Origin of the sequence: Acinetobacter sp., assembly GCF_036659555.1 — a bacterium.
Taxonomy (GTDB): Bacteria; Pseudomonadota; Gammaproteobacteria; order Pseudomonadales; family Moraxellaceae; genus Acinetobacter.
On the sequence record NZ_JAVXCI010000081.1, the window covers coordinates 1 to 15,874 of the forward strand.

A 15,874-nucleotide genomic window follows, 5' to 3' on the forward strand; every position below is an offset into this window, starting at 1 on the left:
TCTACAATGCCATTGTAGCGCTCTACCAACTGAGCTATGACCCCAGTCTGTGTGTGAGCGCTATATTATGGATATCGCGCTCACGCGTCAACTAAAAAATCAATTAAATGCTGTCAACTGCATCATTTTTCGGCAATTTCAGGCTTTCATTGAGCTTTTCCCAGGCTTTCGCTTCTTTTTTGCTCGGCCCGCCGGCAATTTCAAGGGCATGGCGCAGGCGCGCGAAGGTCAGATCCGGGCCAAGGGTAACCATGGACTGCATTACCGGCGTAGATGAGGTTGAGCCGGCAATGGCGATAAAGAACGCCGGCATGAAGTCGCGCAGCTTGATTTCCATCTGATTCGCCAAGTCCATCAGGGTTTGGCTGACGGTGTCATTGTTCCAGGTGAACAGGCTTTCCAGGCGCCAGATGGCGAACTGCAGGCTTTGGCGCACCTGTTCTTCGCTCAGTTTTTTGCTTTCAAACTGCTCTTTCGACAGCGCAGGGAACTGATTGAAGTAGAAGCCGGCCCAGTTGACTGCTTCCGACAGCAGGTTGATGCGTGGCTGGATGGCGGCGGCGATGTCTTCCAGCGTCTGGCGGTCAGACTTCCAAGCCAGCAAAGTATTCAGCAGTTCAGCCGGCGTCAGGCCCTTGATCCACTGGCCGTTCAGCCAGTTGAGCTTTTCCACGTCAAAGATTGGGCCACCCAGCGACACGCGCTGAATGTCAAAGTGCTGAACCATTTCCGCCAAGGTGAATTTTTCGCTTTCATCCGGCATTGACCAGCCCATGCGGCCCAGATAGTTCAGCAGGGCTTCCGGCAGCACGCCGATGTCTTTGTAATAATTGATTGAAGTCGGGTTTTTGCGCTTGGACAGTTTGGATTTGTCCGGGTTGCGCAGCAGCGGCATGTGGCACAGCACAGGCATCTCCCAGCCGAAGTACTGGTACAGCAGCTGGTGTTTCGGCGCGGAAGGAATCCATTCTTCGCCGCGGATCACGTGGGTAATCTGCATCAAATGGTCATCCACCACGTTGGCGAGGTGGTAGGTCGGCAAGCCGTCGGTTTTCAGCAGAATCTGCATGTCGACCTGCGCCCATGGAATTTCCACTTCGCCGCGGAGCATGTCATTGAATTTGCACACGCCTTCGGCCGGCACTTTCATGCGGATGACATGCGCTTCACCAGCCGCCAGGCGGCGCTCGACTTCGCCTTGCGTCAGGTTCAAGCCGCGGCCGTCATAGCGCGGCGACTCGCCGCGCGCCTGCTGCTCTGCGCGCATCTGATCCAGCTCTTCCGCTGTAGCGAAGCAGTAGAAGGCATGGCCTTTTTCCACCAGCTGCAAAGCGTACTGCTTGTAAATATCCATGCGTTCTGACTGGCGGTAAGGCGCATGCGGGCCGCCGATATCCGGGCCTTCAGACCAGTTCAGGCCCAGCCAGCGCAAGGAATCCAGAATCATTTTTTCAGATTCCGGCGTAGAGCGCAGCTGGTCGGTATCTTCAATGCGGAGGATGAACTCGCCGCCATGCTGTTTGGCGAAGCAGAGGTTGAACAGGGCAATATAAGCTGTGCCTACATGAGGAAAGCCAGTAGGAGAAGGCGCGATGCGAGTACGGACAGTCATAACCGGATAGGATTCAAAAGCTAAATTGCCGCTATTATAACGAAAAAGCCCCATCACTTAATGCTTAATTCAACATTCGGCAATGAGGCTTTAAAAATGGCGCGCCGGAAATCAGCTGTGCTGCGGGAACAACGCCTGCACAAAGCGGGTGAAGCTTTGGTTTTGCGATGCCAGGAAATTTTGGGTCGGCGCAGCTTTCAGGGCAGTGAGCATTTTTAAATTGCTGTCCGGTGGCAGCTGGCCCGCGCTTTTCTGCTGATTGATGGCTTTTTCAATCAGCGAGCCTTTTTCAGCAGGCAAAGCGGCTTTGCTGCTGGCCGATTTGCTGATGGCGGCGGCGTGGCCGGCCTGGGCTGCTAAAGTCAGGCCTAAGCCTAAGCATATTGCAGAAAATAAAGTCGATTTCATTTTCAAACTTCCCCTTAAGCTGATGGTTAAATCGCGTTGATTTGGCTGTTTTTTAATAATAGTACGGCTATTTAAGCATTTTCCGCAGTAAAAAATCAGAACTGTGTCACATTTTTTACAAAAAGGCTAAAAACCCAGCCGGAAACATGCCCAACGCAGGAATTTCTTCCCTAATTAATTTAATTCTAGCAGGCAACTGTGGAGACAGCGTGGAGGCGCATGCCTTCAGCCGCCTGATTCAGCATTAAATGCGCAGATTAATCCAGAATTCTGCATATCGGCAAAACAGCAAAGCAAACGATTTAATAATATAACCATATGATTGTTAGAAATATTTAATATTCATATAGTGCATTTAACTGAACAGATAATAAGTGGAATGCCATGAAAAAAACAATACTGGCTGGAGCGCTGGCGCTTTTAAGCGCAGCTGAAGCCTATGCGGCCAAGGACTTTCTGAATGTGTCCTATGACCCGACCCGCGAATTTTATCAGGAATACAATCAGCAATTCGGCGCCTACTGGAAAAAGCGCACCGGGCAGGAGGTCAATTTCAAGCAGTCGCACGGCGGTTCAGGCAAGCAGGCGCGCGCGGTCGCCACCGGGCTGCAGGCTGATGTGGTGACGCTGGCGCTGGCCAATGACATTGATGAAATTGCCAATAGCGGGCAGATTGACCGGAACTGGCAGAAGGAATTTCCGAATAATTCCGCGCCTTACACCTCAACCATCGTGTTCCTGGTGCGCAAGGGCAATCCCAAGCAGATTAAGGACTGGAATGACTTAACCAAGCCGGGCGTGGAAATCATTACTCCCAACCCGAAAACTGGTGGCGCGCCGCGCTGGATTTACCTGTCGGCATGGGGCTATGCCTTAAAGCAGCCGGGCGGCAATGACGCTAAAGCCAGGGAGCTGGTGAAAAAGCTGTATCAGAATGTGAAGGTGCTGGATTCGGGCGCGCGCGGCTCATTGACCACCTTTGCCGAGCGCGGCATCGGCGATGTGCTGCTGTCCTGGGAAAATGAAGCGCTGCTGGCGTCGCAGGGCTTAGGCAAAAATCAGTTTGATGTGGTGTATCCGTCAATTTCCATTCTGGCCGAGCCGTCCGTGGCGATTGTGGATAAAACCGCCGATAAAAACGGCAGCCGCAATTTGGCCAAAGGCTACCTCAATTATCTGTATTCGCCTAAAGGCCAGGAGCTGGCGGCTAAGCATTATTTCCGCCCGCGCGACAGCAAGGCGGCCGCCAAATACGCGGCGCAGTTCCCGAAAGTGCAGACCTTCAGCATTGATAAAGTCTTTGGCGGCTGGGCCAAGGCGCAAAAGGCGCATTTTGCAAATGGCGCAATTTTTGACCAGATCTACAGCGGGAAAAATTAAGCCTGCAGGCGCTGAAGCCGCCTGCAGGCAGCTGCTGAGCCTTGATTATGCATTTTTATTATATGCAAAGATAAAAACGGTATATATGTGGAATAAGTAAAGTGTTTTGCGGTTTTTTATGCGCAAAAACAAGGCGATAAAATGGAATGCGCCTGGCAGCCGCTGCCGTGCGGGCCGCTGGCGCGCATTGATGTTGATGGCTTTATTTCTTATATTGAGCGGCATTGCAGATCAATTTCTTATACGCTCATGAAAACCCAATTGAAAGTTTTTTTCAGCGCGGCTGTGCTGTCGGCCAGCTTCGCATTCAGCGCGGCTGCGCAGGCAGCCGACCGTGAATTCCTGAATGTCTCCTATGATGCAACCCGTGAATTTTACGATGAATTCAATCAGTCTTTCGGCGCTTACTGGCAATCCCGCACCGGCAAAAGCGTAAACTTCAAGCAGTCGCACGGCGGTTCCGGCAAGCAGGCCCGTTCCGTGGTTGACGGCTTAAAAGGCGATGTGGTGACTTTGGCTTTGGCCAACGATATTGATGAAATCGTCAAGTCCGGGCAGATTCAGCCGGGCTGGCAGAAAGAGTTCCCGTACAACTCTGCGCCTTATACCTCGACCATTGTGTTTATGGTGCGCAAGGGCAATCCTAAAAAGATTAAAGACTGGTCTGATTTAACCAAGCCGGGCGTGCAGATCATCACGCCAAACCCGAAAACCGGCGGCCTGCCGCGCTGGGTTTACCTGTCGGCATGGGGCTATGCGCTGCAGCAGCCGGGCGGCAGTGACGCCAAGGCTAAAGACTTTGTCGGCAAAATGTACCGCAACGTCAAGGTGATGGACTCGGCCGCCCGCGCGTCAATGACCACCTTTGCCGAACGCGGCATCGGCGATGTGCTGCTGACCTGGGAAAATGAAGCGCTGGTGACGCAGAAAACGCTGGGCAAGGGCAAGTTTGACATCGTTTACCCATCCGTTTCTATTTTGACTGAGCCGTCTGTGGCGGTTGTCGATAAGACCGTAGAAAAAAACGGCAACAAATGGCTGGCCGAAGGCTATATCAATTACCTGTACTCGCCATTGGGGCAGGAAATGGCCGCCAAGCATTTCTACCGTCCGCGCAATGAAAAAGTGCTGGCCAAATACAAGGCGCAGTTCCCGCCATTGAAAACCTTCACCATTGATGAAGTGTTCGGCGGCTGGGCCAAGGCGCAGCAGACGCATTTTGTGAATGGCGGCATGTTTGATCAGATTTACAATTCCAAGCGCTGATTTTTTACGGGCTTAAAAACCGCTTTACAGACGGTTGAATGCCGGCCGGTTTTTAACTGGCCGGCATTGGCTTGTTGCATCCAGGCCGCTTTTTCATGCCTGGAAATAGCATGCGCAGCCTGAGCCGGAATTGCAGTCTTGATCCAGCCGGAAAAACCGCTGAACAGGCGCAGCGGCAGGCTGCAGGCGCGGACTTTTCCGCTGCAAGGCGCAAATTTAGCCGGATTGCGCCCTCCGGCAAACTTTAAAACGGTTTTCTCTATGAAAAGTAATATTTCTGTACAAAAAGACGTTTGGAGCTTTGTTAAAACAAGGTAATAATGTGCAGTTACTTTTTGACTGTACTGAACCCATCCATATGTCGCATATTTCTGTATTACTTCACGAAACCGTTGATGCCCTGCTTGCCGGGCGCAATACAGGAATTTATGTGGACGGCACGTTTGGGCGCGGCGGGCATACCCGCTTGCTGCTGTCCAAGCTGGATGCCTCGGCGCGGGTGTATGCCTTCGACAAAGACCCGCAGGCCTTGGAAACCGCTGCTGCCTTGGCGCAGGAAGATCCGCGCTTCAGCATCATCCATGCCAGCTTTGCCGACCTGAAGCAGGAACTGCAGGCGCGGGGCATAGAGCATGTCGATGGCGTCATGGCGGACTTAGGGGTGTCATCGCCGCAGCTGGATCAGGCGGAACGCGGCTTCAGCTTTATGCATGACGGCCCGCTGGACATGCGCATGGACAATTCCCAAGGCCAGACCGCCGCGGAATGGCTGCTGCAGATTGAAGAAGAAGCGCTGGCGAATTACATCTATCAATACGGCGAAGAGCGCTACAGCCGCCGCATTGCCAAAGCCATTAAAAATGCCGGCTATATTGAAACCACCGGCAAGCTGGCTGAAATTGTCAAAGTGGCGCATCCTAAGTGGGAAAAAAATAAACACGCCGCCACGCGGACTTTTCAGGCGATCCGTATTGCCATTAATAAAGAATTGGAAGATATTGAAACTTTCCTGCCTCAAGCCGTGGATGTGCTGAAGCCGGAAGGGACTTTGGCGGTGATCAGCTTCCATTCCCTAGAAGACCGGCTGATTAAGCAGTTTATTCAAAAAGAATCGACCCTGGCGGAAGATACCGGCTGGGGCTTGCCTCAAAAGCGGGAAGATACCCGCCGTTTGAAAAAAATCGCGCGCATCCGCGCCAGCGATGCGGAAGTTAAAGCCAATCCGCGTTCACGCAGCGCCTGGCTCCGCGTGGCAGAACGTTTAGCTTAAAAGGCGCATAATGAAAACTGAAGCGACAGAAAAAACAGCTGACAATCTGAAACTGAAAAAAGCCGCGGCTTATGCCATTCTGCTGGCGCTGGTGTTCAGCAGCGCGGTGGTGGTGGTTTTTCAGGTGTTTGAATACCGCCAGGATTACCGCAAGCTCAGCACTTACCTGCGTGAACGCGATGACCTGAATGCGGAATGGGGGCGCCTGCTGATTGAGCAGCAGACTTTCGGCGCGACCGCGCAAATCGGCACGCGGGCGGTGACTCAGCTCCGGATGTATTCTCCGCCAGTGGCGCAGACGGTTGTCATTTCTTTGCCGCAGACTTCAGAAGAGAAAAAATAAGGCTAGCTGTACCATGGTGGATAGAAAAATTAAGCAGGCAGTGCGGAAAAAGCAGCAGTCAGTGACAGGCAAAAATGTCATTCATGTTGAAATGTGGCGGTTTTACCTGATGTGGGGCGTGGTGGTGCTGTGCTTTATCGCCTTGGTCGGGCGCGCTTTTTATGTGCAGGTGATTAACCGCGATTTTCTGCAGAATAAAGCCAATGCCAATATTTTAAGAACGGAAAAAATCAAAGCGATGCGCGGCGTGATTTATGACCGCCATGGCGTGCCCCTGGCCATCAGCACGCCGGTCATGAAAGTGGTGATGGATCCGCGCGATTATTTTGACAATAAAAAGCTGTATGAAGACACCATGGCGCAGCTGCAGAAAGAGCCGAACAGCCGCAAGCTGAAGCGCCAGCTGCCTGACAAAAATATGAATCTGGATGAGCTGGCGGATGCCGTGGGCATGGACCGGGCGGAACTGCGCAAGAAAGTCTATGAGCGCCCGCGCTCGCGCTATCTGGTGCTGCAGAAGGAAGTGCCGCCGCAGCAGGCTGAGCTGATCCTGAAGCGCGACTTCCAGGGCGTGTATACCGAAAAGAACTATAAGCGCTACTATCCGCAGCCGCAGCCGAATTCGCAGATTATCGGCCTGACCAACAGCGAAGGGAGCGGGATTGAAGGCCTGGAAATGCAGCTTAATCAGCGCCTTGCCGGCATTGACGGCGAGCAGCAGATTGTGCGCGACAAAAAAGGCAACCGCGTCAAAGACCCGGAAGTGGTGAAGGAAGTGGAGCCGGGCGAAAACGTCACCCTGAGCATTGATTCGCGCCTGCAGTACATCATGTACCGTGAATTGACCGCTGCCGGCGTGGCCAATAATGCCCGTTCCGCCACCGCCATTGCGGTCGATGTCAAAACCGGCGAAATTCTGGCCATGGCCAGCTGGCCTTCCTATAACCCGAATGACAAGAGCAGCCTGGGCAATAAGGACGCCATGCGCAACCGCGGGGCGGTGGACTCCTTTGAGCCGGGTTCAACCATGAAGCCGCTGACGGTGGCGATGGCGTTGGAAAGCGGCAAATACATGCCGAATACCGTGGTGAATACCTCGCCCGGCTCGATGCGGGTAGGCAACCATACCATCCGCGACACGCATAATTACGGCGCTTTAACCCTTGGCGGGATTATCCAGAAATCCTCCAACGTCGGCGTGGCGAAAATCGCCCTGTCTTTGCCGTATTCAATGCTGCCGACCTTCTATCAGCGTTTAGGCTTTGGCCAGCGCTCAGCGGTGAAATTCCCCGGCGAAAGCGCGGGCCTGATCCTGCCGAAAAGCAAATGGAATGTGTCGGAAGTCGCCACTATGGCCTACGGCTATGGCCTGAACGCGACAGTGCTGCAGATGGCGGACGCCTACGCCATGATCGCCAATAAAGGCGTCAAAATGCCGCTCAGCCTGTACAAGCTGGAAGAGCCGGCCAAAGGCGAGCAGATGATCAGCCCGGCGATTGCCGACCAGGTGCTGCTGATGATGGAATCGGCCACCATGCCGGGCGGCACGGCAACCCGCGCCAATATTTCAGGCTACCGCGTTGCCGGAAAAACCGGCACGGCGCATAAGCTGCGCCCGGACCGCAAAGGCTATTCAACCACCGAATACCGCGCTTTATTCGCCGGCGTTGCGCCGGTCAGCGATCCGCGCATCGCCATGGTGGTGGTGGTGGAAAACCCGAAAGGCACGTATTTCGGCGGCACGGTTTCCGCGCCGGTCTTTGCGCGCGTTATGCAGGAGTCTTTGCGCCTGATGAACGTGCCTTTAGACAAACCTTTAGATACTCCTAAATCCAGCAAATAGGTGATGCATGCCAATTACATTTCAACAGCTCTGCAGCGCTGAACAGCCGGCTGAATGGATGCTGCAGCCGTTCAGCGGCTTCAGCCTGGACAGCCGGAAAGTATCGGCGGGGCAGATTTTCATTGCCCTGACATCGCTTTCCCAGCCGGAGAAAACCGCGCAGTTTGCGCAGGCCGCCTTGGATCAAGGCGCGCTGGCGGTGATTTCTGAAACGGATCTGGGCCTGGAAAAAAGCTTTGCGGCGCCGGATGTGCGCCATGTGATGGGGCAGTGGCAGAAGCAGTACCTGCAGGCCGCGCAGCCGGTGCAGCCGGCGCGGATTATTGCGGTGACCGGCACCAATGGCAAAACCACTATTTCGCGCTTGATTGCTGAGCTGCTGATGCTGCAGGGCAAAAAATGCGCGGTGATGGGCACTACCGGCAACGGCATTCTGCCCAATCTGGAGGCCTCCACGCATACCACGCTGGATGCGCTGCAGATGCAGAACGCCCTGCACAGCTATGCGCAGCAGGGCGCAGAATTCGCTTCGATTGAAGCCAGCTCGCACGGGCTGGAGCAGGGCCGGCTGAATGGCTGCGCGGTTGAAATCGCCGCCTACAGCAATTTAAGCCGCGACCATCTGGATTATCATAAAACGCTGGAAGCCTATGCGCAGGCTAAGGCGCGCCTGTTCCAGTTCCCGTCACTGAAAACGGCCATTATCAATCTGGATGACGCCTATGCGCCGGTGATGCTGCAGGCAGCGGAAAATAACCCGGCGCAGCCGAAGATCCTGACCTATTCCGCCGCCGCGCAGGACGCGGATTATCAGGTGCGCGATATTCAGTACAGCCTGAATGGCGTGCAGTTTAAGCTGGCGACGGCGCAAGGCGAATTTGCCGTGCGCAGTCCGCTGCTGGGCCGCTTCAATGTGGAAAATATAGTGGCGGCTTTCATCGCCGCTGAACAGGCTGGGTTTGCGCTGCCGGACTTAATCGCCGCTGCGCCGCAGCTGCAGGGCGCGCCGGGGCGCATGCAGGTGATCCGCGATGCGGACCGGCTGTTTATTGTCGATTATGCGCATACGCCGGATGCTTTAATTCAAGTGCTGCAGACGCTGCGGCGCCATGCCTCGCAGGATTTATGGGCTGTATTCGGCTGCGGCGGCGACCGCGACCGTGGCAAGCGCCCGCTGATGACGCAGGCGGCTTTGGCGCATGCCGATATCGCCTTAATCACTTCGGACAATCCGCGCACCGAAGATCCTGCGCAGATTTTCACCGACATGAAAGCCGGCATCAGCTTTGACCAGCATCAGGTGCATGAAATTCATGACCGCCGTGAAGCGATTAAATTCGCCGTAGCGCAGGCCAAAGGCGGCGACATTGTGGTGATTGCTGGAAAAGGCCATGAGAACTATCAGGAAATTGACGGCGTGCGCCACTGGTTTGATGATGCGGTGGAAGTGCAGTCAGCGATTGACGCGCAGCATCACGGTACAGATTCAGCATATCCAGCGCATTAAGCCAGCTTCATAGGAAACAACATGCATACTTCTACAACCAGTACGGCAGTTTTAGAGCCGTGGACCGCAGAGCAGCTGGTGCAGGCCACGCAAGGGCATTGGCATAATGCAAAAGCGCCTCAGGGCGCAATCAAGCGCATTTTGACCGATTCGCGCCATGCCGAATCCGGCGATGCCTTTCTGGCGCTGCAGGGCGAACGCTTTGATGCGCATGACTTTATTGCTCAAGTGGCTGCCAGTGGCTGTGAAATCGTGATTGTCAGCCACCCTGTGGATGCAGACATTTGCCAGCTGGTGGTTGCGGATACCCGCCTGGCGCTGGGCCATCTTGGCGCTTACCGGCGCGCGCAGCATCCGCAGCTGAAAGTCATCGCCCTGACCGGCAGCAGCGGCAAAACCACGGTAAAGGAAATGCTCGGCAGCATTCTGTCGCGCATTGCGCCGGCGCTGATTACCCGCGGCAACCTGAACAATGACCTAGGCGTGCCGATGATGCTGCTGGAGCTGCGCCGCGAGCATCAGTATGCCGTGATGGAGCTGGGCGCCAGCCATGTCGGTGAAATTGACTACACTTCAAATCTGGTGCAGCCGGATGTGGCCGGCATCCTGAATGTCGGAACGGCGCATTTAGGCGAATTCGGCGGCCGTGACGGCATCTGCCGCGCCAAGTCAGAAATTTATGCGCATGTCGCCAAAACCGGCGTGTCCATTGTGCCGGCTGCGGATGACTTTGCCGACGCGATCCGCAGCGCGGTGCAGACAGAGCAGCTGATGAGCTTCGGCCCCGGCGGCGATGTGTACGCCGCGGATATTCAGCTGCAGCCGCAGTCTGCAGCATTTACGCTGCATACCCCGTCCGGCGCGCGCCAGATCAATCTGCCCTTTGCCGGTGGGCACAATGTGCAGAACGCAGCCGCTGCGGCCGCTTTTGCGCTGGCCATCGGCATTGGCCTGGATGATATTGCGGCGGGCCTGGAAAACGCCGCCGGCGCCAAAGGCCGCTTGAATTTCATCCAGCATCAGCAGCATTTATTCATTGATGACACCTATAATGCCAATCCGGCGTCAATGCGCGCCGCCGCTGAAGTGCTGGCGCAGCAGGACGGCATCCGGGTCATGGTGATTGGCGATATCGGCGAGCTGGGCGCCAGCGCAGCGCAGCAGCATTATATGCTCGGCCGTGATCTGGTCTCGGTAAAAGGCATTAACTTTGTGGTTGCTGTAGGCGGGTTTGCGCCTGCTGTGCAGGAAGGCGCGCGCAGCACCCAGTACGGAAAGAAACTGCAGGCGTTCCTGACGCAGGAACAGGCCCTGCCGCTTTTAATCAGTCTCGCTGAGACGCATCAGCCTCAGTCCATGAGCTTCCTGTTCAAAGGTTCTCGCTTTACCCATATGGAAACCTTGATGGCTGACTTGATGGAGAAAATTTAAATGCTGTTATGGTTATTTGAACAGCTTGCGGGCTATCACAGCTCATTCCAGGTTGTGCGCTATTTGACGCTGCGTTCGCTGCTGAGCGTATTGACGGCACTGACCATCGGCCTGGTGCTGGGGCCGGTGATGATCCGCAGGCTGCAGGCCTTGAAATACGGCCAGGCCGTGAGTTCATTTGCGCCTGAAGGGCATGCCAAGAAAATGGGCACGCCCACCATGGGCGGCGTGCTGATTCTGCTGTCCATCGGTATTTCCACCCTGCTTTGGGCGGATTTGTCCAATCCCTATGTCTGGATTGTGCTGGCGGTGATGGTGATTTTTGGCGCGGTCGGCTGGGCCGATGACTGGATCAAGATCCGCTATAAGGACAATGCCGGCCTGCCGGCGAAGAAGAAATTCTTCTGGACATCGGTCGGCTCTTTGGGCGCCGGCATCGCGCTGTATATGATTGCAGCCCAGCAGGCCAACCCGGTGCATACCGCAGACATGCTGGATGTGCTGATTCCGTTCTTTAAGGAAATCAGCATTCCCCTGTCGGTCATTCCGCTTGGCATTGGCTTTATTATTTTCACTTATCTGGTGATTAACGGCGCATCCAATGCCGTGAACTTAACCGACGGCCTGGACGGCCTGGCGATTATGCCGATTGTGCTGGTGGCTGCCGGCTTGGGCGTTTTTGCTTATTTAGCGGGTGATGTGCGCTTTGCGGATTACCTGCATATTCCCTATGTGAAATACGCCTCGGAACTGGTGGTGATCTGCGCGGCCATGATTGGCGCAGGCCTGGCGTTCCTGTGGTACAACGCGCATCCTGCGCAGGTGTTCATGGGCGATGTCGGCGCGCTGTCTTTAGGCGCCATGCTCGGCACCATTGCCGTGATGGTGCGTCAGGAAATCGTTTTTGCCATTATGGGCGGGGTGTTTGTAGTGGAGGCGGTGTCTGTATTCCTGCAGATCGGCTCACTGCGCATGCGCAACAAGCGGGTGTTCCTGATGGCGCCGCTGCATCACCATTATGAGAAAAAAGGCTGGCGCGAAACCCAGGTGGTGATCCGCTTCTGGATTATCACAATTATGCTGGTAGTTTTAGGCCTGATGACCTTAAAATTGCGCTAAGCGAATAGAATGTGAAAAGCCGGCATTTGCCGGCTTTTTTAATGCCTGAACGGCTTTGGAGAAAATGATGAATCTGCTGATGTGCCCGGTTTGCCAGAAGCAATTGGCGCTTGAGGACAGAACATGGCGCTGTGAAAACAAGCACAGCTATGACGTGGCGAAGCAGGGCTATGTCAACTTGCATGTGGTGCAGCATAAGCACAGCAAGAACCCGGGCGATACCCCGGAATCGGTGCAGGCGCGCCGGGCTTTTTTAAGCGCCGGGCACTATGCGCCGTTGCAGCAGGCCGCTGTGGAAAAGATCCGCGGGCTGCGGATTGAAAATCTGCTGGATATCGGCTGCGGCGAAGGCTATTACACCGATGCCATGCAGCGGGAGGTAATGCAGTGCGCCGGAGTGGATATCGCCAAAAATGCCGTGCAGGCAGCGGCCAGGCTGAATAAAGCCGTGACATGGGTGGTGGGAACCGGCGCGACCCTGCCGGTGCTGGATCAGTCGGTTGATTTGTGCAGCAGCCTGTTCAGCCCGATTCCGAAAGAAGAAATCCTGCGGGTTTTAAAGCCTAAGGGCTATCTGATGGTGGTCACGCCGGCGCCGCAGCATCTTTACGCCCTGCGTGAAGCGCTGTTTGAAGAGGTGCAGGCGCATGATCCGCACAAATTTGCGCATCAGCTGCAGGATGCATTTGACTTGGCGGAGGAGCTGGTGATTGATGCGCCGATGCGGCTGCCGCAGCAGGATTTGAAAAACCTGATCGCAATGACGCCTTATGCCTATAAGGCTAAGCCAGAGCGCAGGCAGGCCTTGGAAAGCCAGGCGGAATTTGCGCTGAATGCGCAATTCCAGATGTTTATCTTTCAGAAGAAATAAAGCTCTTGCGCTAAAGAAAAGCCCTCTTGCGGGTAATGCCAGTCAGTTAAGCATTTTTAATCCTCCCCAACCCTCCTTTTTCAAAGGAGGGAGTATTTTGAAATTCAATACAGTCTTGAATTCCTTGCACAGCAACGCTGTTCATCCCCTCTTTTTCCTTGCGCCATATATGGCTCAGGGTTAGGGGAGATATTTATCAATCAGTAATAATGAAATTACGCTTAACTGATCAGCATTACTCTTGCGGGGGCTTTCTTTTATTGAACCTGTTCGATTAAATTTTCCAGCGCATCTGTGCGGGGTTTCGTTCCCGCAGGCGCTGGGCGGTTCTGCATAGCAGGCGGCGCGCTGTTTTTCGGCACCAGCGCCTCCTCTTCGCCCGGCAGATCTTCAAAATCATTCTGCGCAGGCCGGGCTGCCGGCGCAGGCGCCGGGCGGTACAAAGGCTGCGCCAGCGGCGGCGAAGCGCGGTCCTGAACTTCAGCCCCAGGCTGGATTTTGACTGTCACCTGATTGCGGTTCAGCGGCGCTTTGGCATTTTTATCCAGGCGCACCCAGGCTTCAGGCGTGCCTTTCAAGGCGTTGCCCATAAAGCTGGTCCAGACCGGCAGGGCCGCTACGCCGCCGTATTCACGGCGCCCCAGCGTTGTCGGCTGGTCAAAGCCGACCCATGCAATCGCCACCAGCTTGCCGTTAAAGCCGGCAAACCATGCATCTTTAGCGTCATTGGTGGTGCCTGTTTTGCCGCCAAGATCATTGCGTCCGATTTTCAGGGCCGCGCGGCCGGTGCCGTGCTGAATCACATCACGCAGAATATTGGCCATGTCAAATGCGGAGCTGGATTTTAAAATCCGCTGCGCTTGGCGGTAATCTGCCGTATCAACATCCGCCGGCCGTACTTCCGGCAGGGCGGCGCCGGCCACTGCAAAGGCTTCATCATCCGGCGTTGACGGCTCAGCTGAATCCGCCGGCTGTTCCGGCTCATTAATGCAGGAAATGCAGGCGTAGTCAGGGTTTGATTGATAAATGACTTTGCCGTAGGCGTCTTCAATGCGGTCAATAAAATGCGGCTGAATGCGGTAACCGCCATTGGCGAAAGTGGCGTAGCCGGTGGCCATTTGAACCGGCAAAACCTGCGGCGTTCCTAGGGCAATGGTGTAATTGCGCGGAATCTGGTCTTCCTGCAGGCCAAAGTCCATGAACAGCTGGCGGGTGCGCTCAATGCCGACGGTCTGCAGCAGGCGCACAGATACGGTATTGCGCGACAGGTAAAGCGCGCGGCGCAGCGGAATCATGCCCAGATAGCGGCCGTCAGCATTTTTAGGTGTCCATTTGCCAATGGTAATCGGGCTGTCATTGACCATGCTGTAAGGGGTCATGCCGCGCTCTAAAGCCAGCGCATAGACAAAAGGCTTAATGATGGAACCCGGCTGGCGCCAGCCTTGCAGCGCGCGGTTGAATTTAGACTGATAAAAATTATAGCCCCCTGAAATGGCTTCAATCGCGCCATTGTTCGGGTTCATCGCAATCAGCTGGCCTTGCGCTTTCGGAATCTGCACCAGCGACCAGGAGCTTTTGTCCTGATTCGGGCGCAGGCGGATAATATCTTTGACTTTGACAATCTGCGAGGCTTTGCCCGGCGCATTGCCTACGCTGTTGGCATTGCGGTAGGGGCGGGCCCATGACATGCCTGACCAGGGCACAGTCACCGTGGTGCCGTCCTGCATCAGCGCATCAAAGCTTGATGCGCTGACTTTGGTCACTTCGGCGGGAAAGGTGTTGGCATAGGCCATAAATTCAGACAGCGGCTTGTCATGCGCTTCCGCGCCGCGCCAGCCGTGGCGGCGGTCATAATCTTCCAGGCCATTCTGCACCGCTTCTTCAGCGTAGGCCTGGCGCTTGCTGTCAATGGTGGTGTAGACCTTGTAGCCGGAGTCAACCGCCTGTTCGCCCAAGGTTTGCACCAGTTCCGAGCGCACCATCTCGCCGACATAGGGGAAGCGGTTGTTCACCCCGCGTTCCGGCATGTCCAGGCTGACCGGCTCGGCAATGGCTTTTTGATATTCAGCCTGATTGATATAGCCGAGCTGCAGCATGCGCCCTAAAATCCAGTTGCGGCGCTCCAGCGCGCGCTTCGGGTTCGCCACCGGGTTGTATTTGGAGGGCGCTTTCGGCAGGCCGGAAATCATCGCCATTTGCGCCGTGCTCAGTTCATTCAGATTTTTGTTGTAATAAATTTTGGCGGCCGCTGCGATGCCGTAGGCATTTTTGCCTAAAAATATTTTATTCACATACAGCGTTAAAATTTCTTCCTTGCTTAAATTCTGCTCAATTTTGCGCGCCAGAAAGATTTCAGTCAGTTTGCGCTTCAGCGTGCGTTCAGGGCTTAAATAATAGTTCTTCGCCACCTGCATGGTAATGGTTGAGCCGCCGGACTGCACGTTTGATCCGGTGATGCTCTCGCTGACGGCGCGGCCCAGCCCCTTAAAGCTGATCCCGCTGTGTTCAAAAAATGATGAATCTTCGGCGGCCAGAAAGGCGTGAATAAAGGCCGGCGGAATCTGCTTATATTCAACCGGCACGGAAAGCTTGCCGCCGTATTCCGCAATCAGCTCGTTATCTGCGCTGTACACTTGCAAAGGCTTCAGCAATGGCGCCTTTTTCAGGGTGGACATTTCAGGCAAAGATGGGGCAATATAGAGATACATGCCATAGAAACCCATTGGAATTGAGACCAGAATAATAATTAGGATCAAAAAAAATGGATGGACAAGGCCTGAACAAGATAGCTTTTTCATAACAAGTAAGTTTTAATAAGAGCTAA

12 protein-coding genes are annotated in these 15,874 nt (G+C 54.8%); 9 read left to right on the plus strand and 3 right to left on the minus strand.

Annotated features, from left to right (window positions below; translation table 11 throughout):
- Positions 1–103: 103 nt before the first annotated feature.
- The gene (gltX, locus tag RSA72_RS11085) at positions 104–1,612 is read right to left on the minus strand and encodes a glutamate--tRNA ligase (RefSeq protein WP_332621163.1); all 1,509 of its coding nucleotides are present in this window, start codon (positions 1,610–1,612) and stop codon (positions 104–106) included.
- 111 nt (positions 1,613–1,723) lie between these two features.
- Positions 1,724–2,020, minus strand: coding sequence for a hypothetical protein (locus RSA72_RS11090; protein ID WP_332621164.1), 297 nt, complete (start codon positions 2,018–2,020; stop codon positions 1,724–1,726).
- A 384-nt stretch (positions 2,021–2,404) separates the two neighbouring features.
- Between RSA72_RS11090 and RSA72_RS11095 the strand changes: the two genes are divergently transcribed.
- The 9 genes from RSA72_RS11095 (at position 2,405) to RSA72_RS11135 (ending at position 13,050) form a co-directional block, all read left to right on the plus strand.
- Complete coding sequence (locus tag RSA72_RS11095; protein ID WP_332621165.1) at positions 2,405–3,400, plus strand: sulfate ABC transporter substrate-binding protein; 996 nt, start codon at positions 2,405–2,407, stop codon at positions 3,398–3,400.
- 249 nt (positions 3,401–3,649) lie between these two features.
- On the plus strand, positions 3,650–4,666 hold the full coding sequence (locus RSA72_RS11100; protein WP_332621167.1) for a sulfate ABC transporter substrate-binding protein: 1,017 nt from the start codon (positions 3,650–3,652) through the stop codon (positions 4,664–4,666).
- Between the two features lie 358 nt (positions 4,667–5,024).
- Entirely contained in the window at positions 5,025–5,936 is a 912-nt protein-coding gene (gene rsmH / locus RSA72_RS11105) for a 16S rRNA (cytosine(1402)-N(4))-methyltransferase RsmH (RefSeq protein ID WP_332621176.1), read from the plus strand.
- 10 nt (positions 5,937–5,946) lie between these two features.
- Positions 5,947–6,279: a cell division protein FtsL gene (locus RSA72_RS11110; RefSeq protein WP_332621168.1), complete on the plus strand. Its 333-nt coding sequence runs from the start codon at positions 5,947–5,949 to the stop codon at positions 6,277–6,279.
- 13 nt (positions 6,280–6,292) lie between these two features.
- Positions 6,293–8,122: a penicillin-binding protein PBP3 gene (gene ftsI, locus RSA72_RS11115; RefSeq protein ID WP_332621169.1), complete on the plus strand. Its 1,830-nt coding sequence runs from the start codon at positions 6,293–6,295 to the stop codon at positions 8,120–8,122.
- 7 nt (positions 8,123–8,129) lie between these two features.
- Entirely contained in the window at positions 8,130–9,629 is a 1,500-nt protein-coding gene (locus RSA72_RS11120) for a UDP-N-acetylmuramoyl-L-alanyl-D-glutamate--2,6-diaminopimelate ligase (protein ID WP_332621170.1), read from the plus strand.
- Positions 9,630–9,650: 21 nt separating this feature from the next.
- Complete coding sequence (locus tag RSA72_RS11125) at positions 9,651–11,060, plus strand: UDP-N-acetylmuramoyl-tripeptide--D-alanyl-D-alanine ligase (RefSeq protein ID WP_332621171.1); 1,410 nt, start codon at positions 9,651–9,653, stop codon at positions 11,058–11,060.
- Positions 11,061–12,179, plus strand: a complete 1,119-nt coding sequence (gene mraY / locus RSA72_RS11130) for a phospho-N-acetylmuramoyl-pentapeptide-transferase (protein ID WP_332621173.1) — start codon at positions 11,061–11,063, stop codon at positions 12,177–12,179. It begins immediately after the preceding gene.
- Between the two features lie 67 nt (positions 12,180–12,246).
- Positions 12,247–13,050, plus strand: a complete 804-nt coding sequence (locus RSA72_RS11135; RefSeq protein ID WP_332621177.1) for a putative RNA methyltransferase — start codon at positions 12,247–12,249, stop codon at positions 13,048–13,050.
- A gap of 257 nt (positions 13,051–13,307) precedes the next feature.
- Here the strand turns inward: RSA72_RS11135 and ponA are convergent, their stop codons facing one another.
- Positions 13,308–15,848 (minus strand): penicillin-binding protein PBP1a, encoded by a 2,541-nt coding sequence (gene ponA / locus RSA72_RS11140; RefSeq protein ID WP_332621175.1) that lies wholly within the window; start codon positions 15,846–15,848, stop codon positions 13,308–13,310.
- Between the last annotated feature and the right edge of the window lie 26 nt (positions 15,849–15,874).

Excerpts from the sequence above, each read along its gene's own strand:
- gltX (WP_332621163.1), bottom strand. The coding sequence starts at position 1,612 with ATGACTGTCCGTACTCGCATCGCGCCTTCTCCTACTGGCTTTCCTCAT.
- RSA72_RS11090 (WP_332621164.1), bottom strand. The coding sequence starts at position 2,020 with ATGAAATCGACTTTATTTTCTGCAATATGCTTAGGCTTAGGCCTGACT.
- RSA72_RS11095 (WP_332621165.1), top strand. The coding sequence starts at position 2,405 with ATGAAAAAAACAATACTGGCTGGAGCGCTGGCGCTTTTAAGCGCAGCT.
- RSA72_RS11100 (WP_332621167.1), top strand. The coding sequence starts at position 3,650 with ATGAAAACCCAATTGAAAGTTTTTTTCAGCGCGGCTGTGCTGTCGGCC.
- rsmH (WP_332621176.1), top strand. The coding sequence starts at position 5,025 with ATGTCGCATATTTCTGTATTACTTCACGAAACCGTTGATGCCCTGCTT.
- RSA72_RS11110 (WP_332621168.1), top strand. The coding sequence starts at position 5,947 with ATGAAAACTGAAGCGACAGAAAAAACAGCTGACAATCTGAAACTGAAA.
- ftsI (WP_332621169.1), top strand. The coding sequence starts at position 6,293 with ATGGTGGATAGAAAAATTAAGCAGGCAGTGCGGAAAAAGCAGCAGTCA.
- RSA72_RS11120 (WP_332621170.1), top strand. The coding sequence starts at position 8,130 with ATGCCAATTACATTTCAACAGCTCTGCAGCGCTGAACAGCCGGCTGAA.
- RSA72_RS11125 (WP_332621171.1), top strand. The coding sequence starts at position 9,651 with ATGCATACTTCTACAACCAGTACGGCAGTTTTAGAGCCGTGGACCGCA.
- mraY (WP_332621173.1), top strand. The coding sequence starts at position 11,061 with ATGCTGTTATGGTTATTTGAACAGCTTGCGGGCTATCACAGCTCATTC.
- RSA72_RS11135 (WP_332621177.1), top strand. The coding sequence starts at position 12,247 with ATGAATCTGCTGATGTGCCCGGTTTGCCAGAAGCAATTGGCGCTTGAG.
- ponA (WP_332621175.1), bottom strand. The coding sequence starts at position 15,848 with ATGAAAAAGCTATCTTGTTCAGGCCTTGTCCATCCATTTTTTTTGATC.